Here is a 21,243-nt window from a genome sequence, read left to right as displayed (position 1 = left end):
GCGTCACTGCGCTTCGCGGGAGGTCTCCCTCACTCCACGTTCGCGGCTACTGGTGGGCACTGACGGCGCGGAGCGCCGCCAGAGTGACGCTTCGCGTCACTCCCATTCGATCGTTCCCGGGGGCTTCGAGGTGACATCGAGCACGACTCGGTTGACGCCGTCGACCTCGTTCGTGATGCGGTTCGAGATGCGGGCCAGCACGTCGTAGGGCAGACGCGTCCAGTCGGCCGTCATGGCGTCCTCCGACGACACCGGACGCAGCACGATCGGGTGACCGTACGTGCGACCGTCGCCCTGCACACCCACCGACCGGACGTCGGCGAGCAGCACCACGGGGCACTGCCAGATCTCGTCGTCCAGGCCGGCCGCGGTCAGCTCGGCCCGCGCGATCGCGTCCGCCGCACGCAGCAGCTCGAGACGCTTGTGCGTGACCTCGCCCACGATGCGGATGCCGAGCCCCGGGCCGGGGAACGGCTGGCGACCGACGATGACCTCGGGCAGACCGAGCTCGCGACCGATCGCGCGGACCTCGTCCTTGAACAGGGTGCGCAGCGGCTCGACGAGCTCGAACTGCAGGTCTTCGGGCAGCCCGCCCACGTTGTGGTGGCTCTTGATGTTCGCCGTGCCCGTGCCGCCACCGCTCTCGACGACGTCGGGGTAGAGCGTGCCCTGCACGAGGAACTTCACGGCCGAGTCGCCCTCGGCCGCGGCCTCGAGCACGAGTGCCTCGGCGGCGGCCTCGAAGCTGCGGATGAACTCGCGGCCGATGATCTTGCGCTTCTGCTCGGGGTCGGTCACCCCGGCGAGGGCGTCGAGGAACTGCTGCTCGGCGTCGATCGTGACGAGCCGCACACCGGTCGAGGCGACGTAGTCCTCTTCGACCTGGCGACGCTCGTCGGCCCGCAGCAGACCGTGGTCGACGAAGACGCAGATCAGCTGGTCGCCGACGGCCTCGTGCACGATCGCGGCGGCGACGGCCGAGTCGACGCCACCCGACAAGCCGCAGATGACGCGCGCGTCACCGACCTGCTCGCGGATGCGGGCGACCTGCTCGGCGATGACGTTGCCGCTGTTCCAGTCGGCGGGGATGCCGGCGGCACGGTGCAGGAAGTTCTCGAGCACCGCCTGGCCGTACGACGAGTGCTTGACCTCGGGGTGCCACTGCACGCCGTAGAGCTTGCGGGCGTCGCTCGAGAACGCGGCGACGGGCGTCGAGGCGCTCGAGGCCAGGACGTCGAAGCCCTCGGGGGCCTTCGACACCGAGTCGCCGTGGCTCATCCACGTCGTCTGCGAGGTCGGCTGGCCCGACAACAGCGTGCTGTCGCCCTCGGCGAGCGTGACGTCGGTGGCGCCGTACTCGCGCTGGCCGGTCTGCGAGACCTCGCCGCCGAGCGCCTTGGCCATCGCCTGGAAGCCGTAGCAGATGCCCAGCACCGGGATGTCGAGGTCGAAGATGCCCGCGTCGATGCTCGGTGCGCCCTCTTCGTAGACGCTCGACGGGCCGCCGCTGAGCACGATGCCCACGGGGTTCTTCTCGGCGATCTCGGCCGCGGTGATCGTGTGCGGCACGATCTCGCTGTAGACGTTGGCCTCGCGCACGCGGCGGGCGATCAGCTGCGCGTACTGGGCGCCGAAGTCGACCACGAGCACGGGGCTCTGGGCGGTCTCGGGCGCGCGCTCGGCCAGTGCGGGGGCCGTGGCGGCGGTCGTCGCCGACGCCTCGGCGGTCTCGGGTGCGTCGGTCACGCGGGGGCTCCCTCGGTCGTGGGGGTGGTCTCGGCGGTCAGTGCGTCGTACTGCCGCGTCGCGAGCTTGGTCATGTGGCTCTCGACGAAGAACGAGAGCAGGGGCACGACACCGCCGAGCGCGATGAGGAAGAACCGCGAGAACGGCCACCTCATCAAGCTCCAGAGGCGGAAGTCGGCGAAGAGGTAGACGACGTAGAGCCAGCCGTGGGCGATGAGGATGGCCGTCGAGAGGTTGAAGCCGGTGGTCGAGTCGACCGGCACGAGGAACCCGCCCTGACCGCCGAGCTGCATCTCGAGCTGCAGCGGCGTGTACTTGAACACCATCTCGAAGATGAGCAGCAGCAGCATGACGCCGGTGACGTACGCCGAGATCTTGTAGAACCTGACGGCACCCGGGATCTTCGGGATGTCGCGTTGCCGGGGCTTCAGAGGCATGGGCACGATTCTAGCCGCGCCCGCCGACGCGCCAGGACGGCGCCTGTCGACGTCGAACGAGGCCGACCCACCGCCCGGCCGGGGCCGAGACTCGAGGGGTCAGGAGGCGCGGGTCGGCTGGGTCGCGCCGCGCGCGTCCGCCTCGGCCCGCGCCTCCTCGGCTTCTTCGTGCTCGCGCTCGAACGCGTCGCGGACGAGCCGGAACCAGAGGAACACGGCGAAGCCGGCGAAGACGACCCACTCGATCGCGTAGAACACGTTGAGCCAGTTGAACTGCACGTCGGAGGCCGGCGGAGCGGAATCGATCTCGCTCAGCGAGGCGGGCGCGACGTCGGAGACGACGTAGCCGCCGTAGACCTGGCCGTCGAAGCCGGGCCACTCGTTGATCAGGGCGGCCACCGAGACGACGGTCTGCGCACCGCTCTCGAAGTCGCTCTCGGTCGGCGACTCGGACGGGAAGTAGCGGCCCTCGACCGTCACGGTCGAGGTCGCGGCCACGGACGGTTCGGCGGCCTCGGCGCCCTCGCGGGTCGCGGACCAGCCGAGCCCCACGGGCAGCGAGGCACCGTTGGCGTCGTCGACGAAGCGGCCGATCAGCCAGTAGCCGGTCTCGCCGCCGTTGACGCGGTCGCCGATGACGGCGAAGTCGTCGGGGTCGAACTCACCGGTCACGGACACGCGCTGGGCGCCGAGCGAATCGGCGAAGGGCGTCTGCGGGGTGGCGACGGACGACAGCACCTTGCTGGTCTCGGTCTCGGGGTTGACGACCTGCACGCTCTCGACGCTGCGCTCGATCTGCCAGTGGCCGAGCCAGGCGAAGATCGCCGCCACGACCAGGGCGAGGCCCAGCAGCGCGATCCACCGGGGCCGGCGGGCGACGTGCCACATGGTCGCGGGCAGCGGCTCGCCGTCGACGCCGAGGAGGGCGGGGCGCTGCTCGGTCTGGGTCACGGAGGCGATCGTACCTCCCGTCGCCCACGAACCCGCTGGGACGGCGGGTCTCGGGTCAGTACTCGGGGTCGCGTCGGCGCGTGGCCCGCTGGTCGCTCTGCTGACCGGCCTGCTCGGCCCAGATCCGGGCCTCGTCGGCGTCCATCGCGTCGAGGTCGTCCAGGTCGTCGTCGTCAGTGCCGTCGACGTCGTCGCCCTCGGCACCGCGACGGCCCGCGGCGTCCCGCCCTGCGGCGGCTCGTGCCGCCACGGCCCGGACCCGCTCGGTCTCGCGCTCGTCGTCGTCTTCGGTGACCTCGGTCTGCTCGAGGTCGTCACCGGCGAGCGCGGCCTCCATTAGGGCGATCTCGTCACCGCTGCGTGCCTCGCGTTCGAGGCGACGAGCCTCGGCCTCGGCGCGCTCGGCCTTCTTGCGCGACCGCAGCAGCACCGAGCCGATGCGCTCGCTGTTCGAGGCGAGCACGGGGCCGAGCACCGCCATGATCAACACGTACAGACCGGCGAACGGCTGCAACCGCTCGTCGAGACCCGCGCCGGCGGACAGCGTCGCCAGGATGAGCGCGAACTCGCCCCGGTTGACGAGGATGACCGTCGTGTTGATGCCCGCCTGCGGCCCCAGCTTGTTCAGCCAGGCGACGAACTGCCCCGCACCGACGTTGAGCAGCACGGTCATGCCCACCGCGATGGCCACCGGGCCGAGCACGCTCGGGAACAGGGCAGGGTTGAGCCCGAGGCCGAAGTTCAGGAAGAAGAACGCCCCGAAGACGTCGCGCATGGGCAGGGCGAACTGCTCGACCCGGTTGCGGAACTTCGTCGCCCCGATGATCAGCCCGATGAGGAAGGCGCCGATCGCGTCGGTCACGCCGAGCACCTCGCCGAGGCCGGCGAAGAGCACGGCCAGGCCGAAGAAGAGCACGGTGAAGAGTTCGTCGTCGCGGGTGCGCATGAGCCTCGACACGACGCGGCCGCCCCATCGGGCCACGCTGAACATCACGACGAGGAACGCGAAGGCGATGCCGAGCTTGAGGATCACCGGCCCGGGGTCGGTCTCGCCGCTGAGCACGACCGAGACGATCGCGAGGTAGATCGCGATGAAGATGTCTTCGACGACCGTGACGCCGAGGATCATCGGCGTCTCGCGGTTGGCCAGGCGGTTCAGCTCGATCAGCAGCTTGGTGACGATCGCGCTCGACGACGTCGCCGTCATGCCCGCGATGATCAGCGCCTCGCGGGTGCCCCAGCCGAGCATGAAACCGAAGATCAGGCCGACGCCCATGTTGATGGCGATGTAGCTGCCACCCGAGACGATCAACCGCCCGGCGTTCGAGAAGAACTCGTCTTGATCGAACTCGAGGCCGAGGTTGAACAGCAGCAGGATCAACCCGAAGATGGCGATCAGCTCGATGTTGTCGGACTCGAAGCTGAGCGGGAACCACCCCGTGTTCGTGCTGGCCAGCAGGCCGACGATCATGTAGATCGGGATCGACGGCAGGCCGATCAGCTTGCCGGCGCGGCCGAGCACGTACGCGATCAGCAGCAGGATGCCGAGGACGATCAGCTCTTCACCCAGGTGCATCGGCCTAGCCCCCGGGCGGCGCGTCGACCGGCGAGCGGTGCTTGAGCTCGCCCGTGCGGTAGAACGAGAACGCCTTGGCGACCTTCTCGGGCGAACCGGCCACGACGAGCGTGTCGCCGGGGAACACCTTGAAGTCGCCCGACGGCGCCGGGTTGGCCGCATCGCCACGGACGACCGCGACGACGGTGAGGCCGACGACACCCTTGGCGCCGAGGTCGCCGAGCGGCTGCCCCGCGATGTGGTCGTCGTAGTCGACCGTGAACCAGTCGATGCTCAGGCCGGGGATCTGGTCGAGGGCCGACAGCGACTCGGTGATGCGCGTGCCGCCGAGGAGTTCGGCGAGCGTGTGGGCCTCGTCCTCGCTGAGACGCAGCGAGACCTTCTTGACGTGGTCGCCGTCGACGTCGTCGCTGAACGTGATGAGGTCGCTGTGACCCGAACGGTGCGTGATCACACCGCACTTGCCGCCGTCGTCGGTGATGAAGGTGTGCAGCACACCCACGCCGGGGAGCTTGACTCGACGCACGTCAACCATGGTTCGTCTCCAGTGGACTCGGGGGCAGTCGTCTCAGCCTAGCGGCGGGTTCGGCCGCGGCAGCCGGGCTGCTCGTGGTGGGGAGAACGTCGCCTGGCAGCATGTTGTTCCCGACTCGCACGACCGAAGCCGACCCTCGGTCGCAGGCTCCCTCGGCGCTGGGGTCGCGGATCGCTTCGCGATCCCTTCAGCTCCACCGCGCAGGAGGCGCGGTGCCGGATGAACCGGCACCGCGCCTCCTGCAGGTGGTCGCGCGAGCGACCGCGGGGTCAGCCCTGGCGACCGCCCGGGCTGGACGCCGAGGTGTCGTCGCCCGGCGTGCCCGCGGGCTCGGTGACCTTCTCGCCCGGCTTGGGCGCGCCTCCCTGGTCGGCACCGGCGACGACCATGTCGTCCTCGTCGAAGCCGAAGGTGATGTCGGGCGCCTCGAGGCGGACGCGGTCGGCCGACTCGTCGTCGGGCTCGAGCTGGCTCGCCCGCTCGGCCGCGACGCGCTTGAGGTAGTTCGCGACCTCGGCCTCGGCTTCGTCGTCGCTCCAGCCGAGCACGCCGGCCATCAGCTTGGCGGCGACGGGAGCGGCGGACTCGCCGCGGTCCCAGGCCTCGATCGAGATGCGGGTGCGGCGCGCCAGGACGTCTTCGAGGTGCAGGGCACTCTCGTGGCTCGCGGCGTAGACGACCTCGGCCCGGATGTAGTCGTCGGCCCCGGGCAGGGGCTCGGCGAGCGAGGGGTCGTCGCGGATCAGGTCGAGGATCTCGTCCGTCGTCGTGCCGTAACGGTTGAGCAGGTGCTCGATGCGCACCTTGTGCACGCCGAAGGCCTTGGCGATCTTGCCGCGTTTGTTCCACGCGGCGTGGTAGCCCTCGGCGCCGATCAGCGGGATCTCCATCGTCGTGCTCGACGGGATGCGACCGTCGAGGGCCGCGACGGCCTCGTCGATGGCGTCCTCGGCCATGACCCGGTAGGTGGTCCACTTGCCACCGGCCACGACGACGAGCCCGGGCACGGTGTGGGCGACGATGTGCTCACGCGACAGCTTCGACGTCTGGTCGGACTCGCCCGCCAGCAGCGGACGCAGACCGGCGTAGACGCCCTCGACGTCGGCACGGGTGAGCGGCACAGCCATGACCTTGTTGACGTGCTCGAGGATGTAGTCGATGTCGGCCGCCGTCGCCGCGGGGTGGGCCTTGTCGAGGTCCCAGTCGGTGTCGGTCGTGCCGACGAGCCAGTGACGGCCCCACGGGATCACGAACAGGACGCTCTTCTCGGTGCGGAAGATCATGCCCATGTCGGAGTGGATGCGGTCGCGCGGCACCACGAGGTGCACGCCCTTCGACGCGCGCACCTTGAACTGACCCCGCTCGCCGACCATCGCCTGCGTGTCGTCCGTCCAGACGCCGGTCGCGTTGACGACCTGCTTGGCCCGGATCTCGAAGTGCTCGCCGGTCTGGTAGTCGTGGGCCTTCACGCCGACGACCCGCTCGCCGACCTTGACGAAGCCCTCGACCCGGATGCGGCTCGCGGCGTGGGCGCCGTAGCTCGACGCGGTACGCACCAGCGACGAGACGTAGCGGGCGTCGTCGACCTGAGCGTCGTAGTAGGTGAGGCCACCGACGACCGCGTCCTTGGACAGGCTCGGGATGGCGCGAAGCACCTGCGTCTTGCTGAGGTGGCGGTGGTGGGGAACGCCGGGCGGGCGGCCTCCGGTCCAGCTGAAGATGTCGTAGAGCGCCATGCCGGCGCCGATGTAGAACCGCTCGTAGACCGGCTTGCTCAGCGGGTACAGGAACCGCACGGGCTTGACCAGGTGCGGCGCGAGACGCTGCAGCAGCAGGCCTCGCTCGATCAGGGCCTCGCGGACGAGACGGAAGTTCAGTTGCTCGAGGTAGCGGATGCCCCCGTGAACGAGCTTCGACGAGCGACTCGACGTTCCCGAGCCCCAGTCACGGGCCTCGACGATGCCGACGCTCAGCCCGCGGGTCACGGCGTCGAGCGCGGAACCCGCACCGACGATGCCACCCCCGATCACGAGGATGTCGAGTTCTTTCGTCTTCAACGCCTCGACGGCTGCGGCCCGTTCGTCGGGGCCGAGCTTCGTGGAGAGCGAAACGGACGCGGACTTGGCCATGCGAGCCTCCATCGTTGGATTCGGTCGGCCCGGTCTCTCGACCGGACCACCCCATCAAACGCTAGTGAGGCTGGTAGGGGGCCACAACCACTTCGACGCGCTGGAACTCTTTGAGATCGCTGTAACCCGTGGTCGCCATCGAGCGTCGCAGCGCACCCATGATGTTGGACGTGCCGTCGACCGTCGTGGCCGGGCCGTAGAGGATCTTCTCGAGCGAGCCGATCGTGCCCACGTGCATGCGGCGACCGCGGGGCAGCTCGGGGTGGTGCGCCTCGGCGCCCCAGTGGTAGCCGCCACCGGGCACGTCGTCGGCCCGTGCCAGCGCGGCACCGAGCATGACGGCGTCCGCACCGCAGGCGATGGCCTTGACCAGGTCGCCCGAGGTGCCGAGGCCCCCGTCGGCGATGACGTGCACGTAGCGTCCGCCCGACTCGTCGAGGTAGTCGCGGCGTGCGCCCGCCACGTCGGCCACGGCGCTCGCCATGGGTGCGTGGATGCCCAAGGAGGCGCGGGTCGTGCTGGCTGCGCCGCCCCCGAACCCGACGAGGACGCCCGCGGCACCGGTGCGCATGAGGTGCAGCGCGGCCGTGTAGGTCGAGGCCCCGCCGACGATGACGGGGACGTCGAGCTCGTAGATGAACTTCTTGAGGTTGAGCGGCTCGCTGCTCTTCGAGACGTGCTCGGCGCTGACCGTCGTGCCCCGGATGACGAAGAGGTCGACGCCGGCGTCGACGACCGTCTGGTACAGGTCTTGGGTGCGCTGCGGGCTGAGGGCACCGGCGACGGTGACCCCGGCTGCCCGGATCTCGGCGAGGCGGTCGCGGACGAGCTCGGGCTTGATCGGCTCGCTGTAGATCTCTTGCATGCGGGCGACCGAATCGTCGTCGGAGAGCTCGCGGATCTCGGCGAGGACCTGTTCGGGGTCGTCGTACCGCGTCCAGACGCCCTCGAGGTCGAGGACGCCGAGGCCGCCGAGTTGGCCGATGCGGATGGCCGTGGCGGGGCTGACCACCGAGTCCATGGGCGCGGCGATGACCGGCGACTCGAACTGGAACGCGTCGATCGACCAGCCGACCGAGACGTCGCGCGGGTCGCGCGTACGCCGGCTCGGAACGATGGCGATGTCGTCGAACGCGTACGCGCGGCGGGCTCGCTTGGAGACGCCGATCTCTACCTCAGTCACCGTGCCACCCTACCGGAGCCGGGGGTCGAGCCCCCGGCCCGGCGGCATCACCGGCGGTAGTTCGGGGCCTCGACGACCATCTGGAGGTCGTGCGGGTGGCTCTCTTTCAGGCCGGCCGCGGTGATGCGGACGAACTTGCCCTTGGACTTGAGCTCGGCCACGGTGCGCCCGCCGACGTAGAACATCGACTGACGCAGTCCGCCGCTGAGCTGGTACACGACGTTGTTGAGCGCGCCGCGATAGGGCACCTGGCCCTCGACGCCCTCGGGGATGAGCTTGTCGTCGCTCGGCACGTCCGCCTGGAAGTAACGGTCCTTCGAGTAGGACGTGTTCTTGCCCCGGGTCTGCATTGCACCCAGCGAGCCCATGCCGCGGTAGTTCTTGAACTGCTTGCCGCCCACGAAGACCAGGTCGCCCGGGCTCTCGTCGCAACCGGCGAGCAACGAGCCCAGCATGACCGTGTCGGCGCCGGCCACGAGGGCCTTGGCGATGTCGCCCGAGTACTGCAGCCCGCCATCGGCGATGACCGGGACGCCGACCTCGCGTGCGGCGAGGGACGCCTCGTAGACGGCCGTGACCTGGGGCACGCCGACGCCCGCGACGACGCGGGTGGTGCAGATGGACCCCGGCCCCACGCCGACCTTGATGGCGTCGGCGCCGGCCTCGATCAGCGCCTGGGCACCGCTGCGCGTGGCGACGTTGCCACCGATCACGTCGATGTGCGCGAAGCTCGGGTCGGCCTTGATGCGGCGGATCATGTCGAGCTCGCCCGAGCTCTCGCCGTTGGCGGTGTCGACCACGAGCACGTCGACCCCCGCGTCACGCAGGGCACCGGCGCGCTCCCAGGCGTCGCCGAAGAAGCCGATCGCGGCGCCGACCCGCAAGCGACCCTCGTCGTCCTTCGTGGCGTCGGGGTACTTCTCGCTCTTGTCGAAGTCCTTGACGGTGATGAGGCCGCGCAGGTGCCCGGCCTCGTCGACCAGGGGCAGCTTCTCGATCTTGTGCTGCGCGAAGATGGCGATCGCCGAGTCGGGGTCGACGCCCTCGGGTGCGGTGATCAGCGGGGCCTTCGTCATGACGTCGCGGACGAGCGTCGTCGACATCTCGAACGGCGAGACGAAGCGCATGTCGCGGTTGGTGATGATGCCGACCAGCGTGCCGTCGCCCTCGACGACCGGGAGGCCCGAGACGCGGAACTGCCCACAGAGCGCGTCGACCTCGGCCACCGTGGCGTCGGGCGTCGTCGTGACGGGGTTGGTGATCATGCCCGACTCGCTGCGCTTGACCTTGTCGACGTGCGCGGCCTGGTCGGAGATCGAGAGGTTGCGGTGGATGATGCCGATGCCGCCCTGGCGCGCCATGGCGATGGCCATGCGCGACTCGGTCACGGTGTCCATCGCGGCCGAGAGCAGCGGCACCGCGACCCGGATGCGCTTGGTGAGCTGCGACGAGGTGTCGGTCTCGCTCGGGATGACGTCGGTGCGGCCCGGAAGCAGCATGACGTCGTCGTAGGTGAGTCCGATGAATCCGAACGGGTCCGGCTGGTCCATGAGTCCCCTTCGAAGGAGCGAGATGAGGGTGGGTGGGTTGGCACCGGTTCGCCGTCGAGTCCGGTAGTCGATATTAACCCAGCCCGCGCCTCCTGCATTCCTGTCGGGCGCGTCCCTCGCGGACGACGAGGAGGCGCGGCGCGGCCCCCGGGGACGCAACGGAACGGCACCGTTACCGATCCGACACACGGAAGATTCGTGATTCTCGCTCGACATGGGGGATTCTGTACCGACTCCACTCCGTCTCGCACCTGAAACATGCTCGACACACAGCGGAGTTACTGTCAGCGACGACGACGCCCCGGGAGCAGAACGAGACCGCCCGAATCTCGACGGGGCGCTTCCCACCAGGAGGTTTTGTGAGACTCTCGACGACCATCGCGTCGCGGCCACGGCTGCGGCAGTCCCTGATCGTGACGGCCTCAGCCGTACTGCTCGGACTCCTGGCGACCTTCATGGGGGCGTTCGCCCCGACGGCCGCCCACGCCGCGGCCGCCGCCTGCACCACCGACGCGACGACCGGCTGCATCCAGGGCACGATCAACGACAGCGAGCGGGAGCCCGCCTCGGACGTCGACGTGATCGCGACGAACGCGACCGGCGACGAGCAGACCGCGACCACCGACGACACCGGTCGATGGAGCATCGCGGTGACCGAGGCCGGCAGCTACACCGTCACGGTCGACCAGGACACCCTGCCCGACGGCCAGTTCCTGGTGAACGCCGACAACGCCGAGCGCACCGTGACCGTGAACCTCGGGGCCACGGCGAGCGCCCTGTTCGCCCTCACCGCCGAGGAAGGCGCCACGAGCGGCGAGGCGGCCGCGACGAGCTTCAACTGGGACCGCTTCGCGCAGCAGTTCGCCTCGGGCATCCGGCTCGGCCTGCTGCTCGCCCTCGCCGCCATCGGCCTGTCGCTGATCTACGGCACGACGGGCCTCAGCAGCTTCTCGCACGGCGAGCAGGTGACCCTCGGCGGTCTGCTGGCCTACTCGTTCACCTCGATCGGGATGCCGCTGATCCTGGCCGCGGTGCTCAGCACGGTGATCTGTGCGGCCACGGGCTACCTGCAGGACCTGGCGATCTGGAAACCGCTGCGGAAACGCCGGCTCAGCCTCACGCAGCTGATGATCGTGACCATCGGCCTCTCGATCGCCCTGCAGTACGCCTTCCAGTACTTCTACGGCGCCGGCACCGTGCGCATCGACCGCGACAACCCGACCACCGTGGACTTCCTCGGCGTGACCCTGACCGTCCAGTCGTACGTCGCGATGGCGATCTCGGTGGTCGTGCTGGTCGGCACGGGACTGTTCCTGCTGAAGACCCGCACCGGACGCGCCACCCGCGCCGTGTCGGACAACCCGGCCCTCGCCGCGGCCTCGGGCATCGACGTCGACCGCATCATCCGCCTGGTCTGGACGCTGGCCGCCGGCCTGGCCGGCCTGTCGGGCGTGATGCTCGGCCTCGTGCTCAACGGCGTCAACTGGATGACCGGCCTGCAGATCCTGCTGCTGATCTTCGCCGCCGTCACCTTGGGCGGCCTGGGCACGGCCTTCGGCGCCCTGGTCGGCTCGCTGATCATCGGCATCATCGTCGAGCTGACCAACATCTGGCTGCCCGGCGACTTCAAGTACGCGACGGCGCTGCTGATCCTGATCCTGATCCTCGTGTTCAGACCACAGGGCATCTTCGGGCGAAAAGAACGAGTGGGCTAAGGGGACACGACCATGTACTTCATCGAACTCCTGCGGGCGCTGAGCGCCGAGGCCCTCGCGCCCACGACGGCCGCCTTCGCCATCGCCGCGATCGGCCTGAACATCCACTTCGGCTTCACCGGCCTGATCAACATGGGCCAGGCGGCGTTCCTGCTGCTCGGCGCCTACGGCTTCGCCATCTCGATCAGCAACGGTCTGCCCCTCGGGCTCGCCGTCATCATCGCGCTGCTCTGCTCGTTGGTCTTCGCGCTCATCCTCGGCGTGCCGACGCTGAAGCTGCGGGGCGACTACCTGGCCATCGTCACTATCTGTTCGGCCGAGATCATCCGGTACGTGGGACGGTCGAGCATCCTGACGACCACGACGGGTGGCTCGAACGGCATCCCCGGGGCCTCGTACCGCGAGGCCTTCACCGCCCTGTCGCCCCTGCCCGACGGACAGACGACGATCCTGTGGTTCACCTACGAGAACAACGGCGTCAACGGCTGGTGGATCCGCATCGCCGGCTGGAGCATCGTCGCCCTGCTCAGCCTGCTGGTCTTCCTGCTCAGCCGCAGCCCGTGGGGCCGTGTGCTGAAGGGCATCCGCGAGGACGAGGACGCCGTGCGCAGCCTCGGCAAGAACGTCTACTCGTACAAGATGCAGGCCCTCGTGCTCGGTGCGCTGATGGGGTCGCTCGCCGGCATCATCTACGTGCTGCCGAGCTCGGTGCAGCCGGACAGCATGGGACGGTCGATGACCTTCTTCATCTGGACGGCCCTGCTGCTCGGAGGCGCGGCCACCGTGTTCGGCCCGGTGCTCGGAGCGATCCTGTTCTTCGTCACCCGCCTGCTGGTGCGGACCCTCGCCGGCGACTTCATCCCGTCGAACATCATGAACGGCCAGCAGGCCGAGCAGTTCTCGTACATCCTCGTCGGCATCGCCCTGATGCTGCTGATCATCTTCAGGCCACAGGGCATCCTCGGAAAGAAGAAGGAGTTGGCGTTCAGTGTCTGACACCTCGAGCACCACCAACGGACCGGCCCCGAGCGGCAGCACGCTGCCCCGCCGCGAGGGCTACGACTACGACCGCAGCGTCCTGCGCTCGAAGCTCACCACGGTCGAGCGGACCCCGGGGTCGGCCAAGCCGGACCCGATCCTCACGGTCGACAACGTCGTCCGACGCTTCGGCGGGATGACCGCCGTCGACGTCGGCCACGTCGAGGTGCAGCGCGGTGCCATCACGGCACTGATCGGCCCCAACGGCGCCGGCAAGACGACCTTCTTCAACCTGCTGACCGGCTTCGACAAGGCCTCGTCGGCCCCCACGGCCTTCAAGCGCAGCGGCGCGGGCGTCGCGAAGTGGGTGTTCGAGGGCAAGGCCATGGGCAACGTCGGCGCCGCCAAGGTCGCCCGCTCGGGCATGGTACGCACGTTCCAGCTGACCAAGGCGCTCTCGCGGCTCACGGTGATGCAGAACATGCTGCTCGGTGCGAAGGACCAGCCCGGCGAGAACTTCTTCGTCGCGATCGTCGCGCCGCTCTGGCGCAAGCGCGAGCGAGAGATCGAGGCGAAGGCCGAGGACCTCCTCGCCCGGTTCAAGCTGCTCGAGAAGAAGGACGACTTCGCCGGCAGCCTCTCGGGCGGCCAGCGCAAGCTGCTCGAGATGGCCCGCGCCCTGATGAGCGACCCGGCCATGATCATGCTCGACGAGCCGATGGCCGGCGTGAACCCGGCGCTGACGCAGTCGCTGCTGGGGCACATCCAGAGCCTGCGTGACGACGGCACCACGGTGCTCTTCGTCGAGCACGACATGCACATGGTCCGTCACATCTCGGACTGGGTGATCGTCATGGCCGAGGGTCGCATCGTGGCCGAGGGCCCGGCCGACACGGTCATGGACGACCAGGCCGTCATCGACGCCTACCTGGGTGCGCACCACGACACCGACCTGGGCGACGACTCGCTGCTCGACGACGCCACGCTCGAACAACTGGAAGAAGAAGTGGCGCGCGAGGACGCGGCCCGCGCGGCCGAGGCGACCAGCGCCTCCTCGTCCACCGGCGGCGTCGCGGGACGCGACCTGCCCGGCCACCCCGACCCCTCGACCCCGCAGGCCACGAACGCGGCCGACGACCAGCTGTCCGACGGACGGCAGAGCGGAGACAAGCGATGAGCACGGCACAGGACGGCGCGGGTGCCACCACCGCCCCCAAGCACCCGGGCACCGAGAAGTTCGCCGGCGTCGAACCGGTCATGAACGCGACGGACCTCGTCGCCGGCTACCTGCCGGGCGTCAACATCCTCAACGGGTGCGACCTCGTCTGCTACCCCGGCGAGCTGATCGGCATCATCGGCCCGAACGGCGCCGGCAAATCGACGCTGCTCAAGGCGCTCTTCGGCCAGGTCAAGATCCACTCGGGATCGGTCACCCTCGGCGGCACCGACATCACGAACCTCAAGGCCAACAAGCTGGTCGAGGCGGGCGTCGGCTTCGTCCCGCAGACCAACAACGTGTTCCCCTCGCTCACCATCGAGGAGAACCTGCAGATGGGCATGTTCCTGCGGCCCAAGAAGTTCGCCGAGCGCCTCGAGGTCATCTACGACCTCTTCCCGGTGCTCGCCGATCGTCGCGGCCAGCGTGCCGGATCGCTGTCGGGCGGCGAGCGCCAGTCGGTCGCCATGGCCCGGGCCCTGATGATGGACCCGAAGGTGCTGCTGCTCGACGAGCCGTCCGCCGGCCTGTCGCCCGTGCGCCAGGACGAGACGTTCATCCGCACCCGCCGCATCAACAAGGCCGGCGTCTCGGTGATCATGGTCGAACAGAACGCCCGCCGCTGCCTGCAGATCTGCGACCGCGGCTACGTCCTCGACCAGGGCCGCAACGCCTACTCGGGCACCGGCCGCGAGCTGGCCGACGACCCCAAGGTCATCGAGCTCTACCTCGGCACCCTCGCGAAGGACGTCGACGCGTCCTGACGCCCCCGGTGGCGCCCTGAGGCCCCGATCACGCCCCGGCGTGGTCGGGGCCTCGTGCGTGCGCCCGGCGGGGCGTCGGGGCTGGGCGTCAGGGCGGGGCGCCGGGGCTGCGCACCGCGTGTCGTGCAGCGCACCCGGTCTCGACGCGGTGCGGTGCACGGAACGCGGCACAGAGGGGAGCGCGGCCCCCACGGCCGGCGGGCCCGGGACGAGGAGGCGCGGTGCCGGGGCATGCCGTCTTGCACACCGCGTTTCGTGCAGCACACCGGGTCTCGACGCGGTGCGGTGCACGGAACGCGGCGCAGAGGGGAGCGCGGCCCCACGGCCGGCTGGGCCGGGGACGAGGAGGCGCGGTGCCGGAGGACGCGGACGTCGCGACCTGCCCGCGGTCCGGCTCCGCGCCTCCTGGGCACGCCGAAGGGCCCGGCACGATGACTCGTGCCGGGCCCCGGGTGGTGCGAGGTGCTGTTATTCGACCTTGCCCTCGATGCCGGTCTGGTAGACGGGCTTGTTGTCGGCGTCGAAGGTGTAGACGCCGATCGAGGCGGACGACGGGTCGTTGTTGTCGTTGAACGGTCCGATGCCCGAGGGGCCGGTGTAGTGGATGTCGTCACCGGCGTCGAGCGCGGTCTTGCAGTCCGCATACGTGGTGCACTCGGTGCCGCCGTTCGCGCCGGAGACCGCGGCCATGTTGGCCTGGATCGTCCCGGCGTCGGTGCCGCCACCGGCCTGCGCCGCGAGAGCGGTCAGGATGACGGCGTCGTACGACTCGGCCGCGTACGAGAAGTCGGCCAGTTCGCCGCCCTCGCTCGCCTGGTAGCCGGCCACGAGCTTCGACTTGAAGTCGGCGCTGGCGTCGGCACCGGGGATCGTGCCCTTGGCGCCCTCGAGGGTGCCGGGCTCGAAGTCGGCGCTGTAGTCGGCCGTGTTGCCGTCGGACATGTAGACCTTGCTCATGTCCCAGCCCTGGCTGTTCAGCTCGGGGACGATCGACTTGGTCTCGTCGAAGGCGAGGATGACGATCGCGTCGGGCTCGGCGGCGATGGCCGCGGACACCTCGGACGAGAACGTGGTCTGACCGGGGGGGAACTCCTCGCCCTTGCCGGTGCCGCCGTAGACGACGGTGCCGCCCGAGCTCTCGATCGACTTCTGCGTCGAGTCGCGGAGACCCGTGCCGTAGGTGTCGTTGAAGACGAGGAACGCGACGTTGGCGTTGCCGTCGGCCGTGATCTGCTGGCCGAGTGCCGAACCCTGGACCGAGTCCGGCGGAGCGGTCCGGTAGTAGTACGACGAGTAGCCGCTGAGCGAGCTCGCCGTGTTGGCCGGCGAGATCTCGATGATGCAGTTGCTGGTGAGCTGGTCGACCACGTTGAGCGTGACGCTCGACGATTCGGCACCGAGCACGACGGGCACCTTGGCGTCGATCAGCTCCGTCGCGGCGTTGCTCGACACGGTCATGTCGTTGCTGTCGCCCGAGTCGGTGCTGGTCGAGATCTCGGCGGGCTGGTCGAGAACCCCGCCCGCGGCGTTGATGTCGCTGATGGCCAGGTTCGCCCCCGCGATGGCGGGCGGGCCGAGGTAGGCCAGGGTTCCGGTCAGCGGCAGCATGGTGCCGATCGCGAAGGGATCGGTGCTGGGCGTACCGACCTCGCACTTGGCGGCGGGATCGGCCTTGGCCGACGACGACGACGAGGCGTCGTCAGAGGGAGATGCCGTCGAACAGGCAGCGAGCAGCACGGAGGCTGCGCCGGCGAGAGCCAGTGCTCGGAGGGCGGTGCTGGATCGGATCATCCGTGGAACCCTTTCGTGGACAGCGGCAGTGCAGCCCGACCGGTGGCGGTCGAACCTGCCGCGATTGGTCCGAAACTAGGGGTCGAATGTTTCTGGCGTGTGTTCTCGACGTCAAAGTGACGTTTCGTTAGCCATTCGTGACTTTGCGAGGGATGGTCGCTTCTAGGCGGTCGGCGCCACCGCGAGCGGACGACGTGACCGCCGCCCTGCACGAACCATGTCGACGGTGAGCACGATCGAGGCGACCCAGACGATGGCGAAGCCGACCCATCGCGCCGTCGACATGTGCTCGCCGAGCACGACGACCCCGACCACGAACTGCAGCACGGGGGCGACGTACTGCGTCAGCCCCACGGTCGTCAGGGGCAGCCGACGCGTCGCCGAGGCGAAGAGCAGCAGCGGCACGGCCGTGATGACGCCCGTGCCGACCGTGGCGAGGGTGTGCCCGACGCTCACGGTGCCCAGCACGACGCCGCCCCCGAGGCCCGTCACGTGCAGCACGATCAGGGTGACGGCCGCGAAGGGTGCGATCCACAGCGTCTCGAGCGTGAGCCCGCCGACCGCGTCGACCCGACCACCGACCTGCTTCTTCACCAGGCCGTAGAGCCCGAACGAGAACGCGAGGACGAGCGAGATGAACGGCGGCCTGCCCGCCCCGATCGCGATCACGAGGACGGCGACGGCGCTCAGCCCGACGGCCACCCACTGGGTCGTGCGCAGACGCTCGCGCAGCACCACCACGCCGAGCAGGACCGTGACGATCGGGTTGATGAAGTACCCGAGCGCCGCCTCGACCACGTGCCCGCTGAGCGTCGCCGAGATGAAGACCGTCCAGTTGACGACGATGAACGCCCCCGCCAGCCCCATGGTGCCGACCACGCGGGGCTGCCGCAGCAGGGCCAGGAACGACCGCAGCGCCCCCGTCACGACGAGCAGCACCGCGCAGAAGACGAGCGAGAACAGCACCCGCCAGGCGACGATCTCGAACGGGCCGGCCGGGGCCAGCAGCAGGAAGTAGACCGGCAGCACGCCCCAGAGCCCGTAGGCCCCCAGGGCGTAGGCCAGACCCGCCCCGCCGGCCCCGGCGACGCCGAGCCCCGAGGTCGGGGCGGAGGGGGACGAGGAGGCGCGGGTCGAGGTCACCAGGAGACTCTAGGTGGCTGCGCCCACCACCGGAACGGCCACTCCTGCCACCGTGGATCGATCGACGGACGATCACGCCTGGGGACGAGCGGACGCTCGCGGCCACGTCGCCGACACGACGAAGGCCCCTGCCGGAGCAGGGGCCTTCGGGACGGCGACCGGGGTCGCGAAGCACGGCCGGAGCCGTGCCGAGGTGCTAGCGGACGATGACCGCCAGGACGTCGCGAGCCGAGAGCACGAGCAGGTCTTCTCCGCCGTACTTCACCTCGGTTCCGCCGTACTTGCTGTAGATGACCTTGTCGCCGGTGGCGACGTCGAGCGGCACGCGGTTGCCGTTGTCGTCGATGCGGCCCGGGCCGACCGCCACCACTTCACCCTCTTGGGGCTTCTCTTTGGCGGTGTCGGGGATCACGAGACCCGAAGCAGTGGTCTGCTCGGCTTCGACCTGACGAATGACGATGCGATCTTCGAGCGGCTTGATGCTGACCGACACGGGTGACCTCTTCTTTCTCGGTGCTACGAAAACATGGGGGCTGGCACTTGCCGGGGGCGAGTGCCAGAACAACTGTAGGACGAGACTGGCACTCGGTCAATCCGAGTGCCAACGCGTCGGCCCGCGTGCGTCACACTGGACGACATGGATTCCTCCGAGCTGCTCGAAGTCCTCTCGCCCGAGGGGCTGCGGCTGCTCGACTCGCTGCCGACGGGCGGCGCCTCCGGCGACGACGTCGTCGGCACGGTGGCCGCGTTGCGCAAGCAGGGCCACTCCCCCGCCCTCGTGTCGGCGGTGCTCACCCAGGCCCGGCTCCGTGGCCGCGCGGTGGCCAAGTTCGGCGAGTTCGCGAGCCGCATGCTGTTCACCGAGGCGGGCCTCGAACAGGCCACGCGCCTCCCGGTCGCCGCGCGCCATGCCGGACGCTACGCCGCGGCGGGCATCGGCAGCGTGGCCGACCTCGGCTGCGGCATCGGTGGCGACGCCCTGGCGTTCGCCGCGCTCGACCTCGACGTGCTCGCCGTCGACCGCGACGAGGTCACCGCGGCCGTCGCCTCGTACAACCTCGCGCCGTGGCCGTCGTCGCGGGTCGAGCAGGGGGACGCCGCGACCACCGACCTCGGGGGCGTCGAGGGCGTCTTCCTCGACCCGGCGCGACGGACGGCCGGCCACGCCGCCACCAAGCGCCTCGCCGACCCGGCCGACTGGTCCCCCGGCCTCGACGTCGCCTTCGGCTTCGCCGACCGCCTGCCCACCGGCGTGAAGCTCGGCCCGGGCGTCGACCGCGAGCTGCTGCCGGCCGACGCCGAGTGCCAGTGGATCTCGGTCGACCGCGACGTGGTCGAGGTGGGCGTGTGGTTCGGTCCGCTCGCGCGGCCGGGCGTGGGCCGGTCCGCGCTGGTGGTCAGCGCCTCCGGGGCGTCCGAGCTGACGGCCGCCGCCGACTCGGACGACGTGGACCCGGGCGACCTCGGCGAGTACCTCTACGAGCCCGACGGTGCCGTCATCCGGGCGCGCCTCATCGGCGACCTGGCCCGGTCGATCGACGCCCGCATGATCAGTCGCGACATCGCCTGGCTGACGACGGAGGCGCGGGTCGACACCCCCTTCGCGCAGGGTTTCCGCGTGCTCGAGACCTTCCCGCTCGACGAGCGGACGCTGAAGCGCGAGCTGCGCGCGCGGGGCATCGGCCGCCTCGAGATCAAGAAGCGCGGGGTCGACGTCGATCCCGCGACGTTCCGCAAACGACTCTCGTTGCAGGGCACCGGGTCGGCGACCCTCGTGCTGACCCGGGTCGCGGGGCGTCACACGGCCTTGCTCTGCGAGCGCCTGGTCTGACGCCGGGCGGGTCGGTGAGGCTGACTGCGGTCAGGCGACCGTCGCGACGGGATCGGTGGGGCCGACGACCGGTCGGCGTCTCTTGAACTTCATCGTCGGCCGTTCGACGAGGTGCCAGCTGAGGGTGGCCACGGCGAAGGTGGCCGCCAGCGACACCAGGGCGAAGAGCGGAACGCCCCACGCCGCCGCCCCCGCCGTCGCGAGCAGCTGCTGGAGCGGGAAACCGTAGATGTAGGTGCCGTACGAGATGTCGGTGCGGATCGACGCCCGCGGGTGCGTGACGAGCGCGCCGACGCCGAGCGCGAGGTATGCGAGCGGGAGCGCGGCCACCAGGCCGTAGTCGGGCAGGGCCGACGACGCCAGCACGATCACGGCGGCCAGGACGAGCAGCCAGGGCCGGACCGGGATGCTGTTCCGCCAGCGGTAGACCAGGGCCCCCGCGACGAAGACGATGCCGAAGCGCGACCCGTTGGTCAGGTACCAGTTGTGGATGCCGCCGTACGTGCTCGCCGCCACGCCCACGGTGCAGAGGACGTAGGCGGCGGGAAGGGCCCAGCGCGAGCGCAGGAGGCCGACGACACCGAGCAGGAGGACGCCGAGGTAGCAGGCGAACTCCCAGCCGAGGGTCCAGAGGGAACCGTTCCAGGCCCCTTCGACCGGCGTGCCGAGGGGCGTGCCCGCGATGTCGTACTGCCACACGCGCAGGAGGCCGTTGCGGACGACGTACGAGACGGCGTCGCCCACGAAACCGTCCGGCGCGGGGACACCGCGGATGAGCAGCGACACCGGGGCGAAGACGGCGGCGGTGAGCACGAGACACACCCAGAACGCCGGGAAGATCCGGAGCACACGCGCACGCAGGAATGCGACGACCTGCGGAGTCCTCGACCACGACATGACGATGAGGTAGCCCGAGATCGCGAAGAACACGTCGACCGGCAGGCGCGACGCGAGCTGCCGAGCGGGCTCGAAACCGATGTCGTGGCCGGTGAGGGGGACGGAGTGCCAGATGACGACCGCGGATGCCATGACGAGGCGGATCAGGTTGTACGCGTTGCGCCGCGGATCGAGGACGTTCCCGAGGACGTCGGCCCGGTTCCGGGCCTGGGCAGGGTCGACGGCGGCGTGGTCGCGGGCAGGCGCGGACATCGGTCCTCCGTGTCGCATTCGGGTGCCGGGGAACGGTTCGGGTGGTGGCAGGCCACGATAGCTCGTCCCGACCCCGGGGCACCTCGCCCGTGCCGGCTTTCCGCCCCCGGGTTCACCCGCAGAGGAGGGGCGACAGGGCGAGGGGCGGCTGCCTCAGGGCGAGGCAGCCGCCCCTCGTCCGGTCGAGAGGGGTCAGTACCCGCCGTAGTAGTCGGAACTCGACGAGAAGCCGGCGATGAAGAGACCGAAGGCCACCCAGCCGATCACGATCAGGACGACGCCGGCGTAGCCCACGATCAGTCCGGTGAGCCAGAACCCGCGGGCGTGACGCTCACGCGACATGCCCAGGTGACCGAGCACGACGCCCGCGATGGACGCCACGATCGAGAGCCCGAAGGTGAAGGGTGCCAGCACGAGACCGGCGATCGAGCCGATCATCGAGAGCAGGCTGAGCAGTCGAGGGGGCTGAGCGGCACCCGCCGAGGCGTACGGCGGGTAGGGCGAGCCGTAGGGCTGCTGACCGTACTGTGCGCCCGGCTGGCCCTGTTG

The 21,243-nt window shown here is 69.9% G+C and carries 17 protein-coding genes and 1 pseudogene; 5 read left to right on the top strand and 13 right to left on the bottom strand.

Annotated features, from left to right (window positions below):
* Positions 1–96 precede the first annotated feature (96 nt).
* The 8 genes from guaA to guaB all read right to left on the bottom strand — a co-directional run bounded on the left by guaA (position 97) and on the right by guaB (position 10,107).
* Entirely contained in the window at positions 97–1,686 is a 1,590-nt protein-coding gene (gene guaA / locus BIV04_RS10905) for a glutamine-hydrolyzing GMP synthase (RefSeq protein WP_071256552.1), read from the bottom strand.
* A gap of 56 nt (positions 1,687–1,742) precedes the next feature.
* Positions 1,743–2,183, bottom strand: coding sequence for a DUF3817 domain-containing protein (locus tag BIV04_RS10900; RefSeq protein ID WP_071256273.1), 441 nt, complete (start codon positions 2,181–2,183; stop codon positions 1,743–1,745).
* Between the two features lie 99 nt (positions 2,184–2,282).
* On the bottom strand, positions 2,283–3,134 hold the full coding sequence (locus BIV04_RS10895) for an SURF1 family protein (protein WP_083396362.1): 852 nt from the start codon (positions 3,132–3,134) through the stop codon (positions 2,283–2,285).
* 55 nt (positions 3,135–3,189) lie between these two features.
* Positions 3,190–4,710 carry a cation:proton antiporter gene (locus BIV04_RS10890; RefSeq protein ID WP_071256272.1) on the bottom strand — a complete coding sequence of 507 codons (1,521 nt, stop codon included), beginning with the start codon at positions 4,708–4,710 and terminating at the stop codon, positions 3,190–3,192.
* Positions 4,711–4,714: 4 nt separating this feature from the next.
* Complete coding sequence (locus tag BIV04_RS10885) at positions 4,715–5,245, bottom strand: cation:proton antiporter regulatory subunit (protein ID WP_043595745.1); 531 nt, start codon at positions 5,243–5,245, stop codon at positions 4,715–4,717.
* A gap of 269 nt (positions 5,246–5,514) precedes the next feature.
* Positions 5,515–7,374: a glycerol-3-phosphate dehydrogenase/oxidase gene (locus BIV04_RS10880; protein WP_083396420.1), complete on the bottom strand. Its 1,860-nt coding sequence runs from the start codon at positions 7,372–7,374 to the stop codon at positions 5,515–5,517.
* A 61-nt stretch (positions 7,375–7,435) separates the two neighbouring features.
* Positions 7,436–8,557 (bottom strand): GuaB3 family IMP dehydrogenase-related protein, encoded by a 1,122-nt coding sequence (locus BIV04_RS10875; RefSeq protein ID WP_071256270.1) that lies wholly within the window; start codon positions 8,555–8,557, stop codon positions 7,436–7,438.
* A 47-nt stretch (positions 8,558–8,604) separates the two neighbouring features.
* Complete coding sequence (gene guaB, locus BIV04_RS10870) at positions 8,605–10,107, bottom strand: IMP dehydrogenase (RefSeq protein WP_071256268.1); 1,503 nt, start codon at positions 10,105–10,107, stop codon at positions 8,605–8,607.
* A 359-nt stretch (positions 10,108–10,466) separates the two neighbouring features.
* Here guaB and BIV04_RS10865 point away from each other — a divergent pair, with 359 nt between their 5' ends.
* From BIV04_RS10865 to BIV04_RS10850, 4 genes are all read left to right on the top strand, one after another.
* Positions 10,467–11,822, top strand: a complete 1,356-nt coding sequence (locus tag BIV04_RS10865; protein ID WP_071256266.1) for a branched-chain amino acid ABC transporter permease — start codon at positions 10,467–10,469, stop codon at positions 11,820–11,822.
* A 12-nt stretch (positions 11,823–11,834) separates the two neighbouring features.
* Positions 11,835–12,818, top strand: coding sequence for a branched-chain amino acid ABC transporter permease (locus tag BIV04_RS10860; RefSeq protein ID WP_043595990.1), 984 nt, complete (start codon positions 11,835–11,837; stop codon positions 12,816–12,818).
* A gap of 43 nt (positions 12,819–12,861) precedes the next feature.
* Complete coding sequence (locus tag BIV04_RS10855) at positions 12,862–13,977, top strand: ABC transporter ATP-binding protein (RefSeq protein WP_143048691.1); 1,116 nt, start codon at positions 12,862–12,864, stop codon at positions 13,975–13,977.
* Positions 13,978–14,057: 80 nt separating this feature from the next.
* Positions 14,058–14,780, top strand: a complete 723-nt coding sequence (locus tag BIV04_RS10850) for an ABC transporter ATP-binding protein (protein WP_043595993.1) — start codon at positions 14,058–14,060, stop codon at positions 14,778–14,780.
* Positions 14,781–15,248: 468 nt separating this feature from the next.
* Here the strand turns inward: BIV04_RS10850 and BIV04_RS10845 are convergent, their stop codons facing one another.
* The 3 genes from BIV04_RS10845 to groES form a co-directional block, all read right to left on the bottom strand.
* The gene (locus tag BIV04_RS10845; RefSeq protein WP_071256264.1) at positions 15,249–16,571 is read right to left on the bottom strand and encodes an ABC transporter substrate-binding protein; all 1,323 of its coding nucleotides are present in this window, start codon (positions 16,569–16,571) and stop codon (positions 15,249–15,251) included.
* A 162-nt stretch (positions 16,572–16,733) separates the two neighbouring features.
* On the bottom strand, positions 16,734–17,714 hold the full coding sequence (gene rarD / locus BIV04_RS10840; protein WP_083396360.1) for an EamA family transporter RarD: 981 nt from the start codon (positions 17,712–17,714) through the stop codon (positions 16,734–16,736).
* 196 nt (positions 17,715–17,910) lie between these two features.
* Positions 17,911–18,207: a co-chaperone GroES gene (gene groES / locus BIV04_RS10835; RefSeq protein ID WP_043595988.1), complete on the bottom strand. Its 297-nt coding sequence runs from the start codon at positions 18,205–18,207 to the stop codon at positions 17,911–17,913.
* 144 nt (positions 18,208–18,351) lie between these two features.
* Here groES and BIV04_RS10830 point away from each other — a divergent pair, with 144 nt between their 5' ends.
* Complete coding sequence (locus BIV04_RS10830; RefSeq protein ID WP_071256263.1) at positions 18,352–19,545, top strand: class I SAM-dependent methyltransferase; 1,194 nt, start codon at positions 18,352–18,354, stop codon at positions 19,543–19,545.
* A 30-nt stretch (positions 19,546–19,575) separates the two neighbouring features.
* On the opposite strand, the gene BIV04_RS10825 is transcribed toward BIV04_RS10830, so the two are convergent.
* Both BIV04_RS10825 and BIV04_RS10820 read right to left on the bottom strand, forming a co-directional pair.
* Positions 19,576–20,694 (bottom strand): acyltransferase, encoded by a 1,119-nt coding sequence (locus BIV04_RS10825; protein ID WP_177174807.1) that lies wholly within the window; start codon positions 20,692–20,694, stop codon positions 19,576–19,578.
* 192 nt (positions 20,695–20,886) lie between these two features.
* Positions 20,887–21,243: pseudogene (locus tag BIV04_RS10820) on the bottom strand (hypothetical protein); the annotation flags it as partial.

This window comes from Frigoribacterium sp. MCBA15_019, from assembly GCF_001864945.1.
Taxonomy (GTDB): domain Bacteria; phylum Actinomycetota; class Actinomycetes; order Actinomycetales; family Microbacteriaceae; genus Frigoribacterium.
Note: the sequence above shows the minus strand (reverse complement) of the source record. Positions and strands in the feature narration are given on the sequence as shown.

Coding starts and splice junctions, on each gene's coding strand:
- BIV04_RS10900 (WP_071256273.1), bottom strand. CDS start 2,183: ATGCCTCTGAAGCCCCGGCAACGCGACATCCCGAAGATCCCGGGTGCC.
- BIV04_RS10890 (WP_071256272.1), bottom strand. CDS start 4,710: ATGCACCTGGGTGAAGAGCTGATCGTCCTCGGCATCCTGCTGCTGATC.
- BIV04_RS10885 (WP_043595745.1), bottom strand. CDS start 5,245: ATGGTTGACGTGCGTCGAGTCAAGCTCCCCGGCGTGGGTGTGCTGCAC.
- BIV04_RS10880 (WP_083396420.1), bottom strand. CDS start 7,374: ATGGCCAAGTCCGCGTCCGTTTCGCTCTCCACGAAGCTCGGCCCCGAC.
- guaB (WP_071256268.1), bottom strand. CDS start 10,107: ATGGACCAGCCGGACCCGTTCGGATTCATCGGACTCACCTACGACGAC.
- BIV04_RS10860 (WP_043595990.1), top strand. CDS start 11,835: ATGTACTTCATCGAACTCCTGCGGGCGCTGAGCGCCGAGGCCCTCGCG.
- BIV04_RS10850 (WP_043595993.1), top strand. CDS start 14,058: ATGAACGCGACGGACCTCGTCGCCGGCTACCTGCCGGGCGTCAACATC.
- BIV04_RS10845 (WP_071256264.1), bottom strand. CDS start 16,571: ATGATCCGATCCAGCACCGCCCTCCGAGCACTGGCTCTCGCCGGCGCA.
- BIV04_RS10830 (WP_071256263.1), top strand. CDS start 18,352: ATGGATTCCTCCGAGCTGCTCGAAGTCCTCTCGCCCGAGGGGCTGCGG.
- BIV04_RS10825 (WP_177174807.1), bottom strand. CDS start 20,694: ATGTCCGCGCCTGCCCGCGACCACGCCGCCGTCGACCCTGCCCAGGCC.